A 16,457-nucleotide genomic window follows, 5' to 3' on the forward strand; every position below is an offset into this window, starting at 1 on the left:
TCATTCCATGTCGCATCCATGTTGCACGGAACTGCCGGAATCTCTGGAAATGCCCGGATTTATGGGGATTTTATGGTAAACGAAAACAGCACCCACGTTAACGATTGCCCCGAGGGGCTTTTGTTAAGTTACTGATTTCATTGTAAAAAGGATGGTAGCGGAGGAGGGACTCGAACCCCCGACACGCGGATTATGATTCCGCTGCTCTAACCTGCTGAGCTACTCCGCCCCGGTGCGCGAAACTGAAGTCCGCTGGGCAGGTCGGGCCTCTAGCTGTGGCTGCCTGTCCGGTCAACCGGGTAAGCAGGATTTTTTACAGCCCTTGTGGCTGCGCTCCTCCGATCGGCACCGACGTGGCTAAACCACTCCATTGCTGCCCGTTTGCGCATTGGCGCGCCGTGACTGCCACGCCTTGAACAGCGGCACGAAGGGGAAGACCCACTGCTCGCGGATAGACAGCCGCCTGCGATCGTCCTGCCCGACCACACTGGCCTCCCCTTCCTTGTAGGTGCCGAAGATGCGGTCGCACAGGATCAGCGAATTGCCATAGTTGCAGCGCGTGTCCTCGTAAGGCACCGAGTGGTGCAGGCTGTGGTGGCAGATCGTGGTGAAGAAGAACGAGTAGAACTTCGGCGGGTCCGACCGCACATTGGCGTGCGCAAAGGTGGAGATCACCCCCGTTGCGCCGAATGCGCCCAGCACTGCTGCCTGCGATACGTCGAACAGCACGACGATGCTGAGGCTGATCAGCACCAGCTCGATCGGGTTGCCCACCGCGCCTTTCATTGCGTTGAGCTGCGTGATGTGGTGGTGCGGCGCATGGGTCAGCCAGAACGGCATCGAATTGTGCATCAGGCGATGCATCCAGTACTGGCCAAACTCATAGACGAACAAGACCAGCGCCACTTGCGCCAGAAACGGCATCTCTGCCGCCCAAGGCGTCTCGATGCCCGCTGCCTTCTTAAAAGTCATCAGCGGGGCTTCCCCAACAAGCTGCGAAACGTTCGAGATCAGCGTCGCGTTCAACACCATGTAGAACAGGTCGGTGAAGAACTCCTGGCGATTCATCCGCCACCCGGCATGACGCTCGAACACCATCTCGAGTCCCAGCACCCATGTCGTCACAAGCGCGGTCATGATGATTGCGGTCCAGGTGTTTTCCACCCAGGCTTTCGGAGCAAGTCCCCAGAAGGAAACGACAATCGCCAGCGTCACCGGCGGCAGCATATCGACTGCAAATTTCCTGATGTTCATGTCGCTTGCCCGCAAAACCCCTGAACGAAGCAGATATAACGCACTTAGGCCCAACCCGCCAAACCGGGCGCTACGTCAATCGACGTATCCGCACTTTCGGCAGGGCGGGTATTACCAAAGCAGCTGATCGTAATACCAGGGACCAGCCGGTCCGGGGCTGCGACAACGCTTCACTCCATCAAGGGGAATGGCTGGTGCTACATGCCTTCGCGACGCGCTTGCGGACTCATATCGGAAAAGTCGGCAAGACCGCGCTGATCGGTGCGGCACTCGCCCTCGCCTCGTGCTCGGGCGGTGAGAAGGCCGCCGAAAAGCGCACCGAATTCAGCATCGGCTGGTCGATCTATGCGGGCTGGATGCCATGGCCCTATGCCCAGCAGGCCGGCATCGTGAAGAAGTGGGCCGACAAGTACCACATCAAGATCAACGTGGTGCAGGTGAACGACTACGTCGAGTCTGTGAACCAGTACACGGCCGGCAAGTTCGACGGCGTGACGGTTGCCAACATGGATGCACTCACCATCCCCGCCGCCGGCGGCAAGGACACCAGCGCGATCATCGTCGGCGATTACTCCAACGGCAATGACGGCATCCTGCTCAAAGGCGCAAACGCTCTGGCCGCGATCAAGGGCCGCCAGGTCTACCTCGCCGAACTCTCGGTCTCGCATTACCTGCTCGCCCGCGCGCTCGGCAAAAACGGCATGGCGCTGACCGACGTCAAGACAATCAACACGTCCGATGCGGACATCGTTGCCGCCTTCGCTTCGCCCGATGCAACGGCCGCTGTCGCCTGGAACCCGCAACTCTCGGTCATGGCCGCGCAGCCCGGCGTGTCGAAGGTCTTCACCTCGGCGGACATCCCGGGTGAGATCCTCGACCTCCTCGTCGTGGATACCGCAACGCTCAAGGCCAACCCCGATCTCGGCAAGGCCCTCGCCGGCATCTGGTACGATACGATGAAGGTGATGACCGCGCAGGACGAGCAGGGTAAGCAGGCCCGTGCCGCGATGGCCAAGCTCGCCGGAACGACGCCGGACGTCTTCGAAGCCCAGCTCAAGACCACCTACCTCTACGCCCAGGCCAAGGACGCGGTAGCCGCCACGCAGGACGCAAAGCTCATCGAGACGATGACCCGCGTGCGCGACTTCAGCTTCTCCAAGGGCCTCTTCCCCGGCGCATCCTCCGCCGATGCAGTGGGCATGGCCTTCCCCGGCGGCAAGACACTGGGCGATCCGGCTCGCGTCACCCTGCGCTTCGACGACAGCTTCATGAAGCTTGCCGCCGACGGAAAGCTCTGATCTCCTAGATACTTCGGGACAACTCTTCATGCGCTGGGTAAACCGCGAACCGGACCGCAGACAGCGCCTCGCGCTCGGCGCCGTGCCGATCCTGCTGCTGGTCATCGTCTACCTCTTCGCTGCCTATGGCCGGCATGCGGGGAACCCGGCAGACAAGATCCTGCCGCTGCCTTCGGGTATGGCGACGGCGCTCTGGGCGCAGATGACCAAGGTCGACGTGCTAACGGGCAGCGTGGTGTTCTGGGCCGATACCCTCGCCAGCCTCCAGCGTCTGGGCCTTGGCCTTGCCATCGCCACGCTCATGGCCCTGCTGGTCGGCCTTGCCCTGGGCGCGCTGCCCCCGGTGCGCGCCACCTTCGGACCACTCGTAACAGGTATTGCGGTGATCCCGCCGATCGCGCTCCTGCCCATCCTGTTCGTCGCGCTGGGCCTCGGTGAAACAGCCAAGGTCGCCCTGATCGTCATCGGCATTGCGCCGGTGATGATCCGCGACGTCGCCGGCCATGTCGGCACCCTCCCGCGCGAAATGCTGGCCAAGGCACAGACGTTGGGCGCAGGCTCATGGCAAATCCTCATCCGCGTCGCTCTGCCTCAGGCGATGCCGCGCCTAATCCTTGCGCTGCGCCTTGCGCTCGGCCCGGCTTGGGTATTCCTGATCTCGGCCGAGGCCATCGCGTCCGATGTCGGCCTTGGCTACCGCATCTTCCTCGTCCGCCGCTACCTCGCGATGGACGTGATCATCCCCTACGTCGCGTGGATTGCCCTGCTCGCCATCGCCATGGACTGGGGCCTCAAGACCCTGAGCCAGAGGGCGTTCCCCTGGGCACACGGAGCAAGCCATTGAGCGCGCTCCTTTCTCTCCGCAACGTCTGGGTCGAATACGGCGACCGGGTCGTCCTCGAAAAGGTCGATCTCGACGTCGCAGAAGGCTCGTTCGTCTCGGTCGTCGGTCCGTCCGGCGCGGGCAAGAGCACGTTCCTGCGCGTCGTTCTCGGCCAGGAAGTGCCCACTTCCGGCACGATCACCCTAGATGGACAGCCCCTCGCCCGCGAATGCGGCCCCGATCGCGGCGTGGTGTTCCAGCGCTACTCGGTCTTCCCGCACCTCACCGTCCTTCAGAACGTGATGTTCGGCCTCGAATGCACCAAGGCCCCGCTGCTCGCGCGTCTCTTCGGCGATGCAAAGAAGCGTGCCGCCGAGGAAGCCGCGGCGATGCTGCAGGCGGTCGGCCTTGGCGACAGCCTGAACCTTTACCCCAGCCAGATGTCGGGCGGCATGCAGCAGCGCCTGGCCATCGCGCAGGCCCTGATCATGCGCCCGCGCATCCTCCTGCTCGATGAACCCTTCGGCGCGCTCGATCCCGGCATCCGTGCCGACATGCACGTGCTGATCCGCCAGCTCTGGAAGGACTTCGGCTTGACCATCATCATGGTCACGCACGACATCAAGGAAGCCTTCTCGCTCGGCACCCGCGTTCTCGCGCTCGACAAGCGCCGGCACGATCCCCACGCCCCGCACCGCTTCGGCGCGACGGCAGTCTACGATCTGGCACTGCGCAAGGACGAGCCTGCGCCTGAACCAGAACCGGAAGCGGCGTGATGTCGACCGAACCCGCCAGCCTCGCCCGCCTCAGCATGAGCCTGCCGGCCGACCTGTTCCGCAAGCTCGACATGATGGTCGAGGAACGCCAGCTCCCCTCGCGCTCGCAGCTGATTGCGGAGCTGATCCGCCACGCCCTTGCAGCGCACGAGGCACTGACTCGCCCGGACGAGATCCTCGCCGGCACCATCACCCTCGTCTACCGTGGAGACCGCGGCCGCGTGCGCCAGCAACTCGCAAGCACGCAGGCCGATTTTCAGACCGAAGTGATCTCCACCCAGCACGTCTTTCTGAAGGACGACCAGTCGCTGGAAGTCCTGCTGGTGCAAGGCCCCGCCGCCCGGCTCAAGGGTCTTGCCGACGCTCTGCGCCGTGTGCGCGGAGTCCAGCAACTCCAGCTTGTCACCACCACCGCCTTGTTGCCGCCTCTGTCCGAGGCTGGCCCCGGATCGAAGAAAGGAGCGGCCGCATGACCGACGCCCCAACCAGCACACTGGCAAACCCCAACGCCGCCCGCGATCACGCCCGCTCGATGGCGGGAACGGTCGTGGAAGCCATGCCGATCCTTCCCCCAATCGCGGCAGACCTTCCCGATGGCGTCAGCGCTGACGACCTGCTCTGGGAAGAAACCGTTGCCCCCGGCGGGTACGCCACGCGCCGCATCGCTCGCGGCACCCGTCTGCGGCTGATCGACGTAAAGGGTGATGCCTGCGCCTCGCTCAACATCTTCAACGCCGAAATGCCGACGGAGCGGCTGAACTTCGCCGATACGGTCAAGGTCCAATGGAATGCCTACCTTGGCACCGGCAAGCTTCTCCTGTCGGATATGGGCCGCGTGCTGATGAGCATCGAGGCGGATGATGCCGGCACGCACGATTGCTTCTGCGGCACCTCGAATGCCGCCACCAATGCCGCCAAATACGGCGAAGGCTGCAATAGCGGCAGCTATCCCAACGGGCGCGACCGTTTCCTGCTGGGCGCTGCCAAGCACGGCCTCGGTCGCCGTGATGTTCACCCCTGCGTCACCCTGTTCAAGGGCACCCGCATTGAGGATGACGGCACGATCACGCCGCAGGTTGGCCCCTATGCGCCCGGACGCAGCGTGGTTTTACGCGCAGAGATGGACATCATCGTTGTTGTCACGAACTGCCCGCATGTCCTTGATCCAAGGCCGGAATACAGTGTCACTCCGCTGCGCCTCACCGCATGGCGCGGACCTGTGACAACCCAAAGCGACCCCATCCGCAACGCGACGCCGGAGGGCCAGCGGGCCTTCCTCAATGTCGAAGACTACTACCGCCGCTGAAAAGGACAGGACCGATGACCGATCCCCACATCTCCGGCCTTTCCGGCAAGATCGTCCACGACGAGATCGTCCCCGCCCGCGCGCCGTGGGCGCACCACGTGAAGCAGGGCGAGACGCTGCGCATCGTCGATCTCGAAGGCAACCAGGCGGTCGACTTCCTGATCTACAGCGCCGCCGATGATTCCGAACGCTACAGCGCGCAGGATACTGTCGCCGCACAGGGGAACCTGTTCCTGCGCGAAGGCACCGTGCTGCTTTCCAACGAAGGCCGCCCGCTGATGACCATCACCGGCAGCGCGGTCGAGTATCACGACACCATCGGCGGCGCGTGTTCGTGCGAATCCAATACCTTGCGCTATGGACATCACACCAAATCGCAACATGCCTGCGTCGAGAACTTTCTTGAGGCCAACCTCTGGGAAGGCCGCGGCAAGCGCGACATCGTCTCCAACATCAACTTCTTCATGAACGTGCCGGTCGAGGCTGACGGGGCGCTTGGCATCGTTGACGGCATTTCCGCCCCTGGCCTCACAGTGGACCTGCGCGCAGAGATGGACGTGATCGTCGTCGTTTCCAACTGCCCGCAGATCAACAACCCCTGCAACGCCTTCAACCCCACCCCCGTCCGCATGATCGTCGCGGCATGAGCATGGCCCCCGCATTCGACACGGTACTGATCGCCAATCGCGGCGCCATCGCCACACGCATCATCCGCACCTTGCGAAAGATGGGCCTGCGCTCGGTCGCGGTCTATTCGGAGGCCGACGAAGCCTCGCTCCATGTTGCCCATGCTGACGAGGCCGTGTGCATTGGCGGCGCGAGACCTTCGGAAAGCTACCTCAACATCGCCGCGATCATCGAAGCGGCCAAGCGCACCGGCGCCGGTGCAATCCATCCGGGCTACGGCTTCCTCTCCGAAAACACCGAGTTTGCCGCCGCCTGTGCCGAAGCCGGCGTCGTCTTCATCGGCCCCACGCCCGACAACATCCGCACTTTCGGCCTAAAGCACAGCGCCCGCGAGCTTGCCGCTGCCCATGGCGTCCCCCTTGCGCCGGGCAGCAACCTGCTGACCAGCGAGGACGAAGCGCTCGCCGCAGCAGACGCCATCGGTTTCCCGATCATGCTCAAGGCCACGGCAGGCGGTGGCGGCATCGGCATGCGCGTGTGCGAAACCCCTAACGACATCCGCGAAGGCTTTGCCGCCGTTGCCCGCCTCGGCCAAAGCAATTTTGGCGACGCCGGTGTCTTCCTCGAACGCTTCGTCCGCCGCGCCCGCCATGTCGAAGTTCAGATCTTCGGCGATGGCGAGGGCCGCGTTGTCGCCTTGGGCGAGCGCGACTGCTCGCTCCAGCGCCGCAACCAGAAAGTCGTCGAGGAAGCCCCCGCCCCGCTCCTGCCCGAAGAGGTCCGTCAGGCGCTTTACGCAGCCGCCATCCGCCTCGGCGAAGCAGCCCGCTATCGTTCGGCGGGCACCGTAGAATTCCTCTACGATTCCGAGCGCAAGGAATTCTTTTTCCTCGAAATGAACACCAGGCTGCAGGTCGAACACGGCGTGACCGAAATGGTCATGGGTGTCGATCTGGTGGAATGGATGATCCGCGGCGCGGCTGGGGACTACAGCTTCCTCGATAGAGCCCCCACCACCCCCAGCGGCCATTCGGTTCAGATCCGCCTCTACGCCGAAGACCCCGCGCTCGATTACCGCCCCACCTCGGGCACCCTGACCTGTGTCGAGTTTCCAGCCGACATCCGCGCCGAAACCTGGGTCATGGCGGGCACCGAGGTCAGCGCCTGGTACGATCCGATGCTTGCCAAGCTGATCGTCCACGCGCCCACCCGCGCCGAGGCCGTCTCTGCCATGCAGGAAGCGCTGGTCAAGTCCCGCGTCGATGGCATCGAAACCAACCTGCGCTGGCTGCGCAGCGTCGTCGCCGCGCCTGCCTTCACTTCAGGTGAAGTCTCAACACGCGCACTCGAAGACGTTGTTTTCAGAACCCAATCAATCCGCGTGCTGAGTGGCGGAACGGCCACCACCGTGCAGGACTGGCCCGGCCGCCAGCACCTCTGGGCCGTGGGCGTGCCGCCCTCTGGCCCGATGGACGACCAGTCCTTCCGCCTCGGCAACCGCCTGCTCGGCAACCCCGAAGGTACGGCCGGGCTGGAAATGACCGTCACCGGCCCCACGCTCCTGTTCGGCGCCGATGCAACCCTGTGCCTCACTGGTGCGGACTTCGGCGCAACTCTCGAAGGCAAACCGGTAACTCCAGGGCAACTCTTCGAGGCAAAGGCAGGGCAAACGCTGGTCGTCGGCAGGGCAAAGGGTGGCGGCATGCGCGGCTACCTGCTCGTCGCCGGAGGGCTCGACATCGCCCCCTACCTCGGCAGCCGCAGCACCTTCGAACTCGGCCAGTTCGGCGGCCACGCGGCGCGCCGCCTCGTCGCCGGGGATGTCCTTCACCTCGCCCATGAACCGACTGGCAAACCACTCGCTCCTGCCGCGCTCCCCGCTCTCCCCAATGAATGGTGCGTTCGCGTGCTTTACGGTCCCCATGGCGCGCCGGACTTCTTTACCGAAGCCGACATCGACATGGTGGTCACCGCCGAGTGGCAGGTGCACTACAATTCCAATCGCACTGGCGTGCGCCTTGTCGGCCCCAAGCCCGAATGGGCGCGGCGTGATGGGGGGGAAGCGGGCCTGCACCCGTCCAATATCCACGACAACGCCTATGCCATTGGTGCGGTGGACTTTACCGGCGACATGCCGATCATCCTCGGCCCCGATGGTCCCTCGCTTGGCGGCTTCGTCTGCCCCTTCGTGGTGATCGCGGCTGATCGGTGGAAGATCGGCCAGCTCGTTCCAGGTGACCGGGTGCGCTTCGTGCCCGTAACAATGGAGGAGGCGACTGCCGCCGACCGTGCCCAGCAGGAATACCTCGCAACTGGCGCCAAGCCCGCCTCCAGCCGCCCCTGCGATGCCGCCACCCAGACTCCGATCCTCGGGGCAATCGAGGCCGCGCCCGGACGCCCCGGCGTCGTCTATCGCCAGCAGGGCGATCGCAACATCCTCGTCGAATACGGGCCGCTCGTCCTCGATCTGGAACTGCGCATCCGCGTCCACGCACTGATGACGGAGTTGGAGCGCATGGCCCTGCCCGGCGTGATCGACGTCGTGCCGGGCATCCGCTCGCTCCAGCTGCATTTCGACGGCCGGAACCTTACGCAGACCCAAGCCCTGTCCGCGCTCATGGCGGCAGAGGAGCGCCTCGGCGATCTCGAGGACTTCGCCATCCCCTCGCGCATTGTCCACCTGCCGCTCAGCTGGCGCGATCCGGCCACGATCGAGACCATCGAGAAGTACATGAGCGCGGTCCGCGACGATGCGCCATGGTGTCCGGACAACATCGAGTTCATCCGCCGCATCAACGGCTTGCCCGACGTGGCGGCGGTGGAGAACCTGATCTTCGAGGCGAGCTATCTCGTCATGGGGCTGGGCGATGTCTACCTCGGCGCGCCGGTTGCCACGCCGGTCGATCCGCGCCACCGCCTCGTCACCACCAAGTACAACCCCGCGCGCACCTGGACGCCGCCCAATGTCGTCGGCATCGGCGGCGCCTACATGTGCATCTATGGCATGGAGGGACCCGGCGGCTACCAGTTGTTCGGCCGCACCGTGCAGGTATGGAACACGCACCGGCAGACGGCAGACTTCATCGAGGGCAAGCCCTGGCTCCTGCGCTTCTTCGACCAGATCCGCTTCTATCCGGTCAGCGCCGAGGAACTGGCCGAGTGGCGCCGCGATTTCCCCAGCGGCAAGCGCTCCCTGAAGATCGAACCGTCGGAATTTCGCCTGTCGGACTACCGCAAGTTCCTGTCCGACAACGCCGATGACATCGCCGCGTTCGAAGCGCGCCGCACGGCCGCCTTCGATGCCGAGCGCGCCGAGTGGGAGCGCCGGGGCGAGTTCGACCGGGTCAGTGCGCTTGCCGAAAGCGAGGCTCCGGCAGAAAACGCGGTGGACGTGCCCGAGGGCGCGGACCTGATCGAAGCACCCTTCGGCGGCAGCGTGTGGAAGCTGCTCGTTCAGCCCGGCGACACGGTTCAGGCGGGCGAGACCATCGCGGTGATCGAGGCAATGAAGATGGAATGCCCGGTCGAAAGCCCCGGCGCCGGCACGGTGGCTGCGCTCTACATCAAGGAACGACAGCCGCTACAGCCCGGCACGCCGATGCTGGCCCTGCGGAGGAGCGCATGACCGTGCTCGACCGCCGCAGCGCCGCAGCCATCGCTGCCGGGGTCAATGCCGGCACGACGCCCGCCGTCTCCGTCATGGAGGAAACGCTCGCCCGCATTGCCACCTACGATGCGGTCCAGCCGCAAGTGTGGATCAGCCGCGCCACGGCGGAGGACTTGCTTGCGCAGGCCCGAGCAGTCGACGCCCGGATTGCAGCCGGCGAAGTCCTCCCCCTCGCCGGTGTGCCCTATGCCGCAAAGGACAACATCGACGTGGCGGGGCTCCAGACCACCGCGGCCTGCCCGGCCTTCGCCTATGCGCCCGCGGAAAACGCCACGGTCATTGCCAGGCTCAAGGCCGCAGGCGCGATCTGCGTGGGCAAGACCAACCTCGATCAGTTCGCTACCGGCCTTGTCGGTACGCGCAGCCCCTATGGCATTCCGCGCAATGCCTATAACCGGGACTACGTCAGCGGTGGGTCCAGCTCCGGCTCAGCCATCGCGGTTGCCGCTGGCCTGGTGCCCATCGCGCTTGGCACCGATACCGCAGGTTCGGGCCGCGTGCCCGCCGCGTTCAACCACTTGATCGGCTTCAAGCCGACCAAGGGCCGCTGGAGCACCAGGGGCCTTGTTCCGGCCTGCCGCTCGATCGACTGCATCACCGTGTTCGCCTGCGACACCATCGACGCGCGTCTCGTCGACCATGCGCTGGCCGGATTTGACGTTGGCGATCCATGGTCGCGCCAACTCACCGAAGCCCCGCTCAACCCCAGGCGCATCGGCGTGCCTCGCCGCGATCAGCGGGCATTCTTTGGCGATGGCGAGTCCGAGTTCTTCTATGATCTGGTTCTCGCCACGCTGGCGCAAGGTGCAGAAGTGGTCGAGATCGATATCGCCCCGCTGCTCGAAGCCGCGCAACTGCTCTATGGCGGATCGTGGGTGGCCGAACGCACCGCTGCCATCGCCGCACTGCTCAAGGACAACCCCGAAGCTGTCGACCCCACCGTGCGCACCGTGGTCGAGGCAGGGTGGGACAAGACCGCCGTCGAACTGTGGAACGGCGTGTACCGCATGGCCGAGCTGAAACGCCATGCGGATCAGTTGTGGCAAAGCGTCGATATGTTGGCCTTCCCCACCACCGGCACGACCTATCGCGTGGCCGAACTGGCGGTCGCCCCTGTCGCCTTGAACAGCAACCTCGGGTTCTACACCAACTTCGTGAACCTGCTCGACATGGCCGCCGTCGCCGTGCCGGCCGGCACCCGCCACAACGGCACCGGCTTTGGCATCACCCTGATCGGCCCGGCCGCCACAGATCGCGCCCTGCTCGATGCCGCCGATGCGTGGCTCGCTGCCGCCAACCTTTCTCCCCCACCCCCGCTCGATCTGGAGGGCAAGATGCAGACCGTGAAACTGGCCGTTGTTGGCGCACACCTCGAAGGCATGCCGCTGCACTGGCAGTTGACCTCCCGGAATGCGAAGTTCGTCGGCGCCTTTGAAACCGCACCGACGTACAGGCTCTACGCGATCGCCAACAGCGTGCCGCCGAAGCCCGCGCTAGTATTCGATGAAGGTGGGGCGGCAATCAAGTTGGAGGTCTACGAGTTGGGCGTCGCCGAGTTCGGCAGCTTCACCGTCGAGGTTCCGCCGCCGCTCGCCATCGGCACCGTCACGCTGGCGGACGGCAGCAGCGTAAAGGGCTTCGTCGCCGAACCGCGCGCCCTTACCGGAGCCGAAGACATTACGCACCTTGGCGGATGGCGCGCCTATATCGCCTCGCGTAGCTAAGCCCCAAAGTCCACGTCGTTTGCCAAAACAGGCGTCGTAAACCCACCCCCACCCCTCCCTTGAGGGAGGGGAGCGAGACTTATTGAGCCAAAGGCGAAATTAGTCGCAGCGGGGAGGGTTTCCGGAGCTGTCAGGAAGAAAACAGATGCTTCGCAAACTGCTTCTCGCCGCCGCCGCCCTCGTCCCCACCCTCGCCCACGCGCAGGTCGAGCAGGCGCAGACCGTTCCCGGTTTCGCCGATTTCCTCGCCGTCGATGGCGACGCTGTGTGGGCGACCAATCGCGGCAAGGTCGAAAAGTGGTCACGCACCGGCAAACTTGCGGAAGTTGCCGTCGCCCGCCCCTGCGGTGCGCTGACCGTGGCGTTCGGTTCACTGTGGGTCGCCAACTGCGCCGATGGCTCGCTGGTGCGGATCGATCTCGAAACCGCGAAGATCACCGCCACGATCCCCACCGGAATTGCCAACCAGAAGCAGGGCGAGCTGATCGTCGCCAATGGTGCCGGCTCGATCTGGCTGGCGAGCAAGCCCGAAGGCGCGGTCGCTCGTGTCGATCCCGAGACCAACACCGTCGTCGCCTCCATCCCGGTCGATCCCGATACCTGGTACGTGACCTTCGGTTATGACGCCGTCTGGGCGGTCAGCGCCACGAAGCAGACGCTGCAGAAGATCGATCCCGCCACCAACACCGTCGTCGCCCGCGCTGCGCTCGGCACGATGCCGGGCTTCCTCGCTGCGGGCGAAGGTGGCGTGTGGGTGCAGGAACAGGGTGATGGCACGCTCGTTCGCGCCGATCCGGCCACGGGCCAGGTCGTCGGACGGGTCAAGGTCGGGGCCAACCTCAAATGGGGTGATATCGACACCGGCGGCGGCAAGGTCTGGCTGCGCACCACCGACGATCAGGTCTGGGCGGCAATCGATCCGGTGACCATGACCGTCGCCCAGCGTGGTGGAAAGCCAGCGGGCAGCGGCGCACTGCGTTATACGCCCAAGGGCATCTGGACCTCGGCGCACGATGTGCACACGCTGTCTTGGTGGCCTGCAAACGGATTGGCGACCGCGGCCAAGCCATGACCTGTCGCAGCTCATCGCAGGTTCGCTAACCTATGTTGTGACATGCGCGCCAGCCGCGTTTCACTTTGCCATAATTGACGCTTTTTCAAGGGTTCAGCATCGCGCAGGGATTGCCACGCAGGCAAACTCGGGCAAGATGAGCATACGCAGTCATCCGGCTGCGCGTGCACCTGCCGAAAGGGTGATGGGGGATGCAATCGGGTCGCCAGCAAGGCGAAGCGCACCTGTTTGGTCGATGGCCGTTCTCACTGTGCCATGTTTTTCTCGGCCGCCCCGTTCCTGGCGTACTGTCCGCCATCGGCGTGATCGCATTCGCTCTCGTGGTTCGGCTCGCCATGGGCACGCCGCCACCTGCGCCGCTTCTGCCCTTCTATCCGTCAATTGTCATCGCGACTTTTCTCGGAGGCCGCTTACCAGGCTATATCGCGGCGACTCTGGCATGGATATGCGCTGGCTATCTGTTCCTGAATTCCGGGACGGGCCTTGGCATGCAGCCGGGCGCGCCGGTGGCCATGCTGGTCTATATTCCCAGCACCATAATCGTGCTCGAAGTCGTCCACTCGCTCTGCACCAGCGCGATGAACCTCATCGCCGCAAAAGAGGCGCTTGAACGCGAAGGCCGCGATCAGGCCGAACAGAAAGCCCATCTTCTTGGCGTGATCGACGAGTTGCAGGCAATCTATGACGAGGCTCCTGTCGGCCTTGGCCTGCTCGATGGCGATCTCAAATTCGCGCGCATCAACGCGGCTCTTGCGGATATGAACGGGTTTTCAGCCGAGGATCATCTAGGGCAAAGCGTGTGGGATCTTCTCCCCGACTTGCGCTCCTCGGCGGAACCGCTCTTGGGCAAGGTCCTGGAAAGCGGCGAAGTGCTGCGCGGGGTGGAGATCACCGGCGAGACACCGGCAAAGCCAGGCGTGAAGCGCACTTGGTCGGAAGTGTTCTACCCCGTTCACGGCCCAGACGGATTTCGGCGGGGCGTAGGTATTTTCTGCGTCGAGATCACCGACCTCAAGCAAGCGCGCGAACGTGAGGATCTGCTCACGCGTGAAGTCGATCACCGCGCCAAGAACCTGCTCGCCGTGGTCCAGTCGATCGTCCAGATGATGAAAGCGCAGGGCACAGTCAGCGAATTCAAGGATGCCCTGATCGGTCGCATTTCCGCCATCAGCCGCGCCCACAGTCACCTGTCGGAAAACCGCTGGAACGGCGTGCCATTGCAGGCGCTCATCTCAGACGAACTGACGCCTTACGGAATCGAGTTTGCACTTGGGGACGAAACCTCCAACCTCATTCTGACGTCTGCCACGGCCCAGGCGCTGGGCATGGTTCTTCACGAATTGGCGACGAACTCGGCGAAGTATGGCGCGCTCTCGACCGAGGGCAGCGTCGAGGTTACCTGCAGCAGTTCGTCCGAGGACGACGCGGCGCTGGTGCTGAGATGGGCAGAAGCGGGCGGCCCCGCCGTTGCAGAGCCTTCCGCAAAAGGCTTTGGTACAAGGCTGATAGAACGGTCGGTCACCCACGGCATCGGGGGGAAACTGGATTACCAGTTCCGCCCCGAAGGTGTATTCTGCGCCATCAGCATTCCGCGCACGGCACTGCGTTAAGGTCAGATCATCCGGGGCGTGGTCGCGTTGTGGCCGCCATTGCGGTGCAGGATTTCCGTTACTTGATTACTGTCGGCGAAGTCGTCCTCGACCGTCACAAGAACGGCTCCGTCCTTCATCCGGTCATTGTAGTAGGTCGCGTCGGCCTCATCGATGCCGTGCTTGGTCAGCACCTCGTTCAACGAACCGCCAATCGCGCCAAGCGCCGCGCCGATGCCGATAGCCTCGGGCACCGCCGAAGCCGCGATCGCGCCAGCCGCAGCCAAGGGTCCCACGCCGGGTATTGCCAAGGCTGCAACGCCCAACCCTGCGCCCAATGCGCCGCCGCCGATTATGCCGCGCAACACATTGCGGTGATGTTCGTCCGTCACCTCGCCATCGCCAGAGCGTGTCGTGGTCGTGCCTCCGTGGTGCGCGATGACTGACATCTGGCTGTCGCGCACGCCAAGGCCGCGGAGATCTCCGACGGCGCGTTCCGCTTGTGCGTGGTTGTCGAAAATGGCGGATGCGGGCATTGCTGTCTCTCCTCAGGGTTTGAGCCGAGAGAAGCTTCTGTTCATCCACCAGTTCCGCCCCGAAGGACCAAGCGGTCACCCTGTGCGATGGCCATGCTGGCAAGCACGCCGCAAGCCAACATGGATCAATGGTTGGAGATGTGCGAACCGAGATGCTTGCCCGCCAGATAGCCGAAGGTCAGCCCCGGCCCCAGCGTACCGCCGGCACCGCCGTAGACCTCGCCCAGCACGGCCGCCATGGCATTGCCCGCCGCGTATAGTCCGGGAATGGGATTGCCGCTCCAGTCCAACACTTGCGCATCGGCGTTGGTCTTCGGGCCGCCTGCCGTACCCAAGGCTCCCGCCTCCATCTTCACCGCATAGAACGGTCCCTGATCGATCACCCCGAGCGTGCGGTAGGGAGGGTCGAACGCCATGTCGCCCCACATGTAGAAGTTGTCATAGGTGGTATCGCCGCGGTTGAAATCGTCGTCATGACCGTTGCGAACCATCTGATTGAAGCGCGCAACTTCGGCCTCCAGCCCTGCCGGATCGATGCCGGCCTTCTCCGCCAGTTCGGCCAGCGTTGCAGCCTCGATGGCGTAGCTCGGTGTCGGGCTTCCCGGCTGCGAATTGAACAGCGGGTACTTGTCGCGGTAACGCTGGTCGATGATCAGCCAGTAAGGCAGGTTGGCATACTCATGCGTGCCGCCCTCGAAGGCATGGAGCGACTTGCCCAGCGCGTTGTAATTCGCCGCCTCGTTGACAAAGCGCTTGCCCTTGCGGTTGACGAGGATCGCCCCGGGGCGTGCGCGCTCATCGGATCCCAGCATGTAATTCGGCTTGGCATTGCGGTGCTGTGGCTTGAATTCCAGCGCGCTTTGCATCCAGAAGGCGTTCTGCATGTTGCCAAGCTGCGCCCCGGCTTCGATTGCCATGAGCAGCCCATCGCCTTCATTTTCGGGCACGCTCACCGGGCCGGTCAGCGGTCCGCGAATGAAGGCCTTCACCAGCGTCTCGTTCCATTCGAACCCGCCAGTGGCGATGACCACGCCGCGCCGCGCCCGCACGCGAAAGTCCTTGCCGTTTGCGTCCTCGGCCACGACGCCGATTACCCGCTCACCATCCTTGACCAGCTTGCGCGCGCGCTTCTCGAATTCGACCGGAATGCCGCGCTCGATCACGCCGAGGAACAGCGCGCCGACCAGCGCCTGTCCCAGCCCGCGATAGTCGCCTGCCTCGCGCTCGGCCAGCGTCGCCTCGTCGAGCGTGCCGCGCGTCGCCTCGATCAGGCTGCCGCGCAAGGGGTAGGCCATCTTGCTCGGGTTGACCCGCGCCGCCCACTTCCCCAGCCGCGCAAAGCTGAACGCCTCGTTGTCGAGCGAGCGTCCGCCATCGGGCTTCGCGCCCGGGGAATAGGGCTGATAGTCCGGGAAGTCTGAAAAGGAACACATCCGCACTGGCGAATTCTCTTCCAGATAGCGCAACATCTCAGGCCCGCCCTGCATGAATGCCCATAGGGTTTCAGGGTCAAGCGCCCCCGGCGCAAGACCGTCAAGGTAGGCAACGACGTCCTCGTCCGAATCTTCGATCCCTGCGGCGAGCTGGTGATGATTGCCCGGAATCCACAGCATACCACCGGACATCGCAGTGGTGCCACCGACCATTCCGGAGCGCTCGAGGATCACCACCTCCTTCGCGCCGTGGTCATGCGCCGCAATCGCCGCCGTCAGTGCTGCACCGCCCGAACCGAGCACGACAACATCCGCCTCGCGATCCCACGTCATCTCATCACCACTCATCGGG

The 16,457-nt window shown here is 64.3% G+C and carries 13 protein-coding genes and 1 tRNA gene; 10 read left to right on the forward strand and 4 right to left on the reverse strand.

What is annotated here, in order from left to right; all coding sequences use genetic code 11:
- Positions 1-152 precede the first annotated feature (152 nt).
- A tRNA-Met gene (locus IM701_RS09775) sits at positions 153-229 on the reverse strand.
- A 128-nt stretch (positions 230-357) separates the two neighbouring features.
- Positions 358-1,254 carry a sterol desaturase family protein gene (locus tag IM701_RS09780; RefSeq protein ID WP_193826823.1) on the reverse strand — a complete coding sequence of 299 codons (897 nt, stop codon included), beginning with the start codon at positions 1,252-1,254 and terminating at the stop codon, positions 358-360.
- A 218-nt stretch (positions 1,255-1,472) separates the two neighbouring features.
- Here IM701_RS09780 and IM701_RS09785 point away from each other — a divergent pair, with 218 nt between their 5' ends.
- The 10 genes from IM701_RS09785 (at position 1,473) to IM701_RS09830 (ending at position 14,157) form a co-directional block, all read left to right on the forward strand.
- Positions 1,473-2,552 carry a putative urea ABC transporter substrate-binding protein gene (locus tag IM701_RS09785; protein WP_193828411.1) on the forward strand — a complete coding sequence of 360 codons (1,080 nt, stop codon included), beginning with the start codon at positions 1,473-1,475 and terminating at the stop codon, positions 2,550-2,552.
- 28 nt (positions 2,553-2,580) lie between these two features.
- Entirely contained in the window at positions 2,581-3,396 is an 816-nt protein-coding gene (locus IM701_RS09790) for an ABC transporter permease (protein WP_193826824.1), read from the forward strand.
- A complete protein-coding gene (locus IM701_RS09795) occupies positions 3,393-4,151 on the forward strand; it encodes an ABC transporter ATP-binding protein (RefSeq protein ID WP_193826825.1) in 759 nt (252 codons plus the stop codon). Before IM701_RS09790 ends, IM701_RS09795 begins: the two co-directional genes overlap by 4 nt.
- The gene (locus IM701_RS09800) at positions 4,151-4,624 is read left to right on the forward strand and encodes a CopG family ribbon-helix-helix protein (RefSeq protein WP_193826826.1); all 474 of its coding nucleotides are present in this window, start codon (positions 4,151-4,153) and stop codon (positions 4,622-4,624) included. Before IM701_RS09795 ends, IM701_RS09800 begins: the two co-directional genes overlap by 1 nt.
- On the forward strand, positions 4,621-5,457 hold the full coding sequence (locus IM701_RS09805; protein ID WP_193826827.1) for an urea amidolyase associated protein UAAP1: 837 nt from the start codon (positions 4,621-4,623) through the stop codon (positions 5,455-5,457). The genes IM701_RS09800 and IM701_RS09805 overlap by 4 nt, the downstream gene beginning before the upstream one ends.
- 14 nt (positions 5,458-5,471) lie before the next feature.
- Positions 5,472-6,104, forward strand: a complete 633-nt coding sequence (locus IM701_RS09810; protein WP_062347451.1) for an urea amidolyase associated protein UAAP2 — start codon at positions 5,472-5,474, stop codon at positions 6,102-6,104.
- A complete protein-coding gene (gene uca, locus IM701_RS09815; RefSeq protein ID WP_230487650.1) occupies positions 6,101-9,709 on the forward strand; it encodes an urea carboxylase in 3,609 nt (1,202 codons plus the stop codon). Before IM701_RS09810 ends, uca begins: the two co-directional genes overlap by 4 nt.
- Positions 9,706-11,475 carry an allophanate hydrolase gene (gene atzF, locus IM701_RS09820; RefSeq protein ID WP_193826828.1) on the forward strand — a complete coding sequence of 590 codons (1,770 nt, stop codon included), beginning with the start codon at positions 9,706-9,708 and terminating at the stop codon, positions 11,473-11,475. Before uca ends, atzF begins: the two co-directional genes overlap by 4 nt.
- Before the next feature lie 145 nt (positions 11,476-11,620).
- A complete protein-coding gene (locus IM701_RS09825; protein WP_193826829.1) occupies positions 11,621-12,547 on the forward strand; it encodes a YncE family protein in 927 nt (308 codons plus the stop codon).
- Positions 12,548-12,738: 191 nt separating this feature from the next.
- The gene (locus tag IM701_RS09830; RefSeq protein WP_193826830.1) at positions 12,739-14,157 is read left to right on the forward strand and encodes a sensor histidine kinase; all 1,419 of its coding nucleotides are present in this window, start codon (positions 12,739-12,741) and stop codon (positions 14,155-14,157) included.
- A 2-nt stretch (positions 14,158-14,159) separates the two neighbouring features.
- Here IM701_RS09830 and IM701_RS09835 read toward each other — a convergent pair whose 3' ends face one another.
- Together IM701_RS09835 and IM701_RS09840 are read right to left on the reverse strand one after the other, a co-directional pair.
- A complete protein-coding gene (locus tag IM701_RS09835) occupies positions 14,160-14,672 on the reverse strand; it encodes a hypothetical protein (RefSeq protein ID WP_039334890.1) in 513 nt (170 codons plus the stop codon).
- Between the two features lie 125 nt (positions 14,673-14,797).
- Positions 14,798-16,453: an FAD-dependent oxidoreductase gene (locus tag IM701_RS09840; RefSeq protein ID WP_193826831.1), complete on the reverse strand. Its 1,656-nt coding sequence runs from the start codon at positions 16,451-16,453 to the stop codon at positions 14,798-14,800.
- Positions 16,454-16,457 lie beyond the last annotated feature (4 nt).

It is taken from the genome of Novosphingobium sp. ES2-1 (assembly GCF_015169775.1).
Taxonomy (GTDB): domain Bacteria; phylum Pseudomonadota; class Alphaproteobacteria; order Sphingomonadales; family Sphingomonadaceae; genus Novosphingobium; species Novosphingobium subterraneum.

Excerpts from the sequence above, each read along its gene's own strand:
- IM701_RS09780 (WP_193826823.1), bottom strand. The coding sequence starts at position 1,254 with ATGAACATCAGGAAATTTGCAGTCGATATGCTGCCGCCGGTGACGCTG.
- IM701_RS09790 (WP_193826824.1), top strand. The coding sequence starts at position 2,581 with ATGCGCTGGGTAAACCGCGAACCGGACCGCAGACAGCGCCTCGCGCTC.
- IM701_RS09800 (WP_193826826.1), top strand. The coding sequence starts at position 4,151 with ATGTCGACCGAACCCGCCAGCCTCGCCCGCCTCAGCATGAGCCTGCCG.
- IM701_RS09805 (WP_193826827.1), top strand. The coding sequence starts at position 4,621 with ATGACCGACGCCCCAACCAGCACACTGGCAAACCCCAACGCCGCCCGC.
- IM701_RS09810 (WP_062347451.1), top strand. The coding sequence starts at position 5,472 with ATGACCGATCCCCACATCTCCGGCCTTTCCGGCAAGATCGTCCACGAC.
- uca (WP_230487650.1), top strand. The coding sequence starts at position 6,101 with ATGAGCATGGCCCCCGCATTCGACACGGTACTGATCGCCAATCGCGGC.
- atzF (WP_193826828.1), top strand. The coding sequence starts at position 9,706 with ATGACCGTGCTCGACCGCCGCAGCGCCGCAGCCATCGCTGCCGGGGTC.
- IM701_RS09825 (WP_193826829.1), top strand. The coding sequence starts at position 11,621 with ATGCTTCGCAAACTGCTTCTCGCCGCCGCCGCCCTCGTCCCCACCCTC.
- IM701_RS09830 (WP_193826830.1), top strand. The coding sequence starts at position 12,739 with ATGCAATCGGGTCGCCAGCAAGGCGAAGCGCACCTGTTTGGTCGATGG.
- IM701_RS09835 (WP_039334890.1), bottom strand. The coding sequence starts at position 14,672 with ATGCCCGCATCCGCCATTTTCGACAACCACGCACAAGCGGAACGCGCC.
- IM701_RS09840 (WP_193826831.1), bottom strand. The coding sequence starts at position 16,453 with ATGAGTGGTGATGAGATGACGTGGGATCGCGAGGCGGATGTTGTCGTG.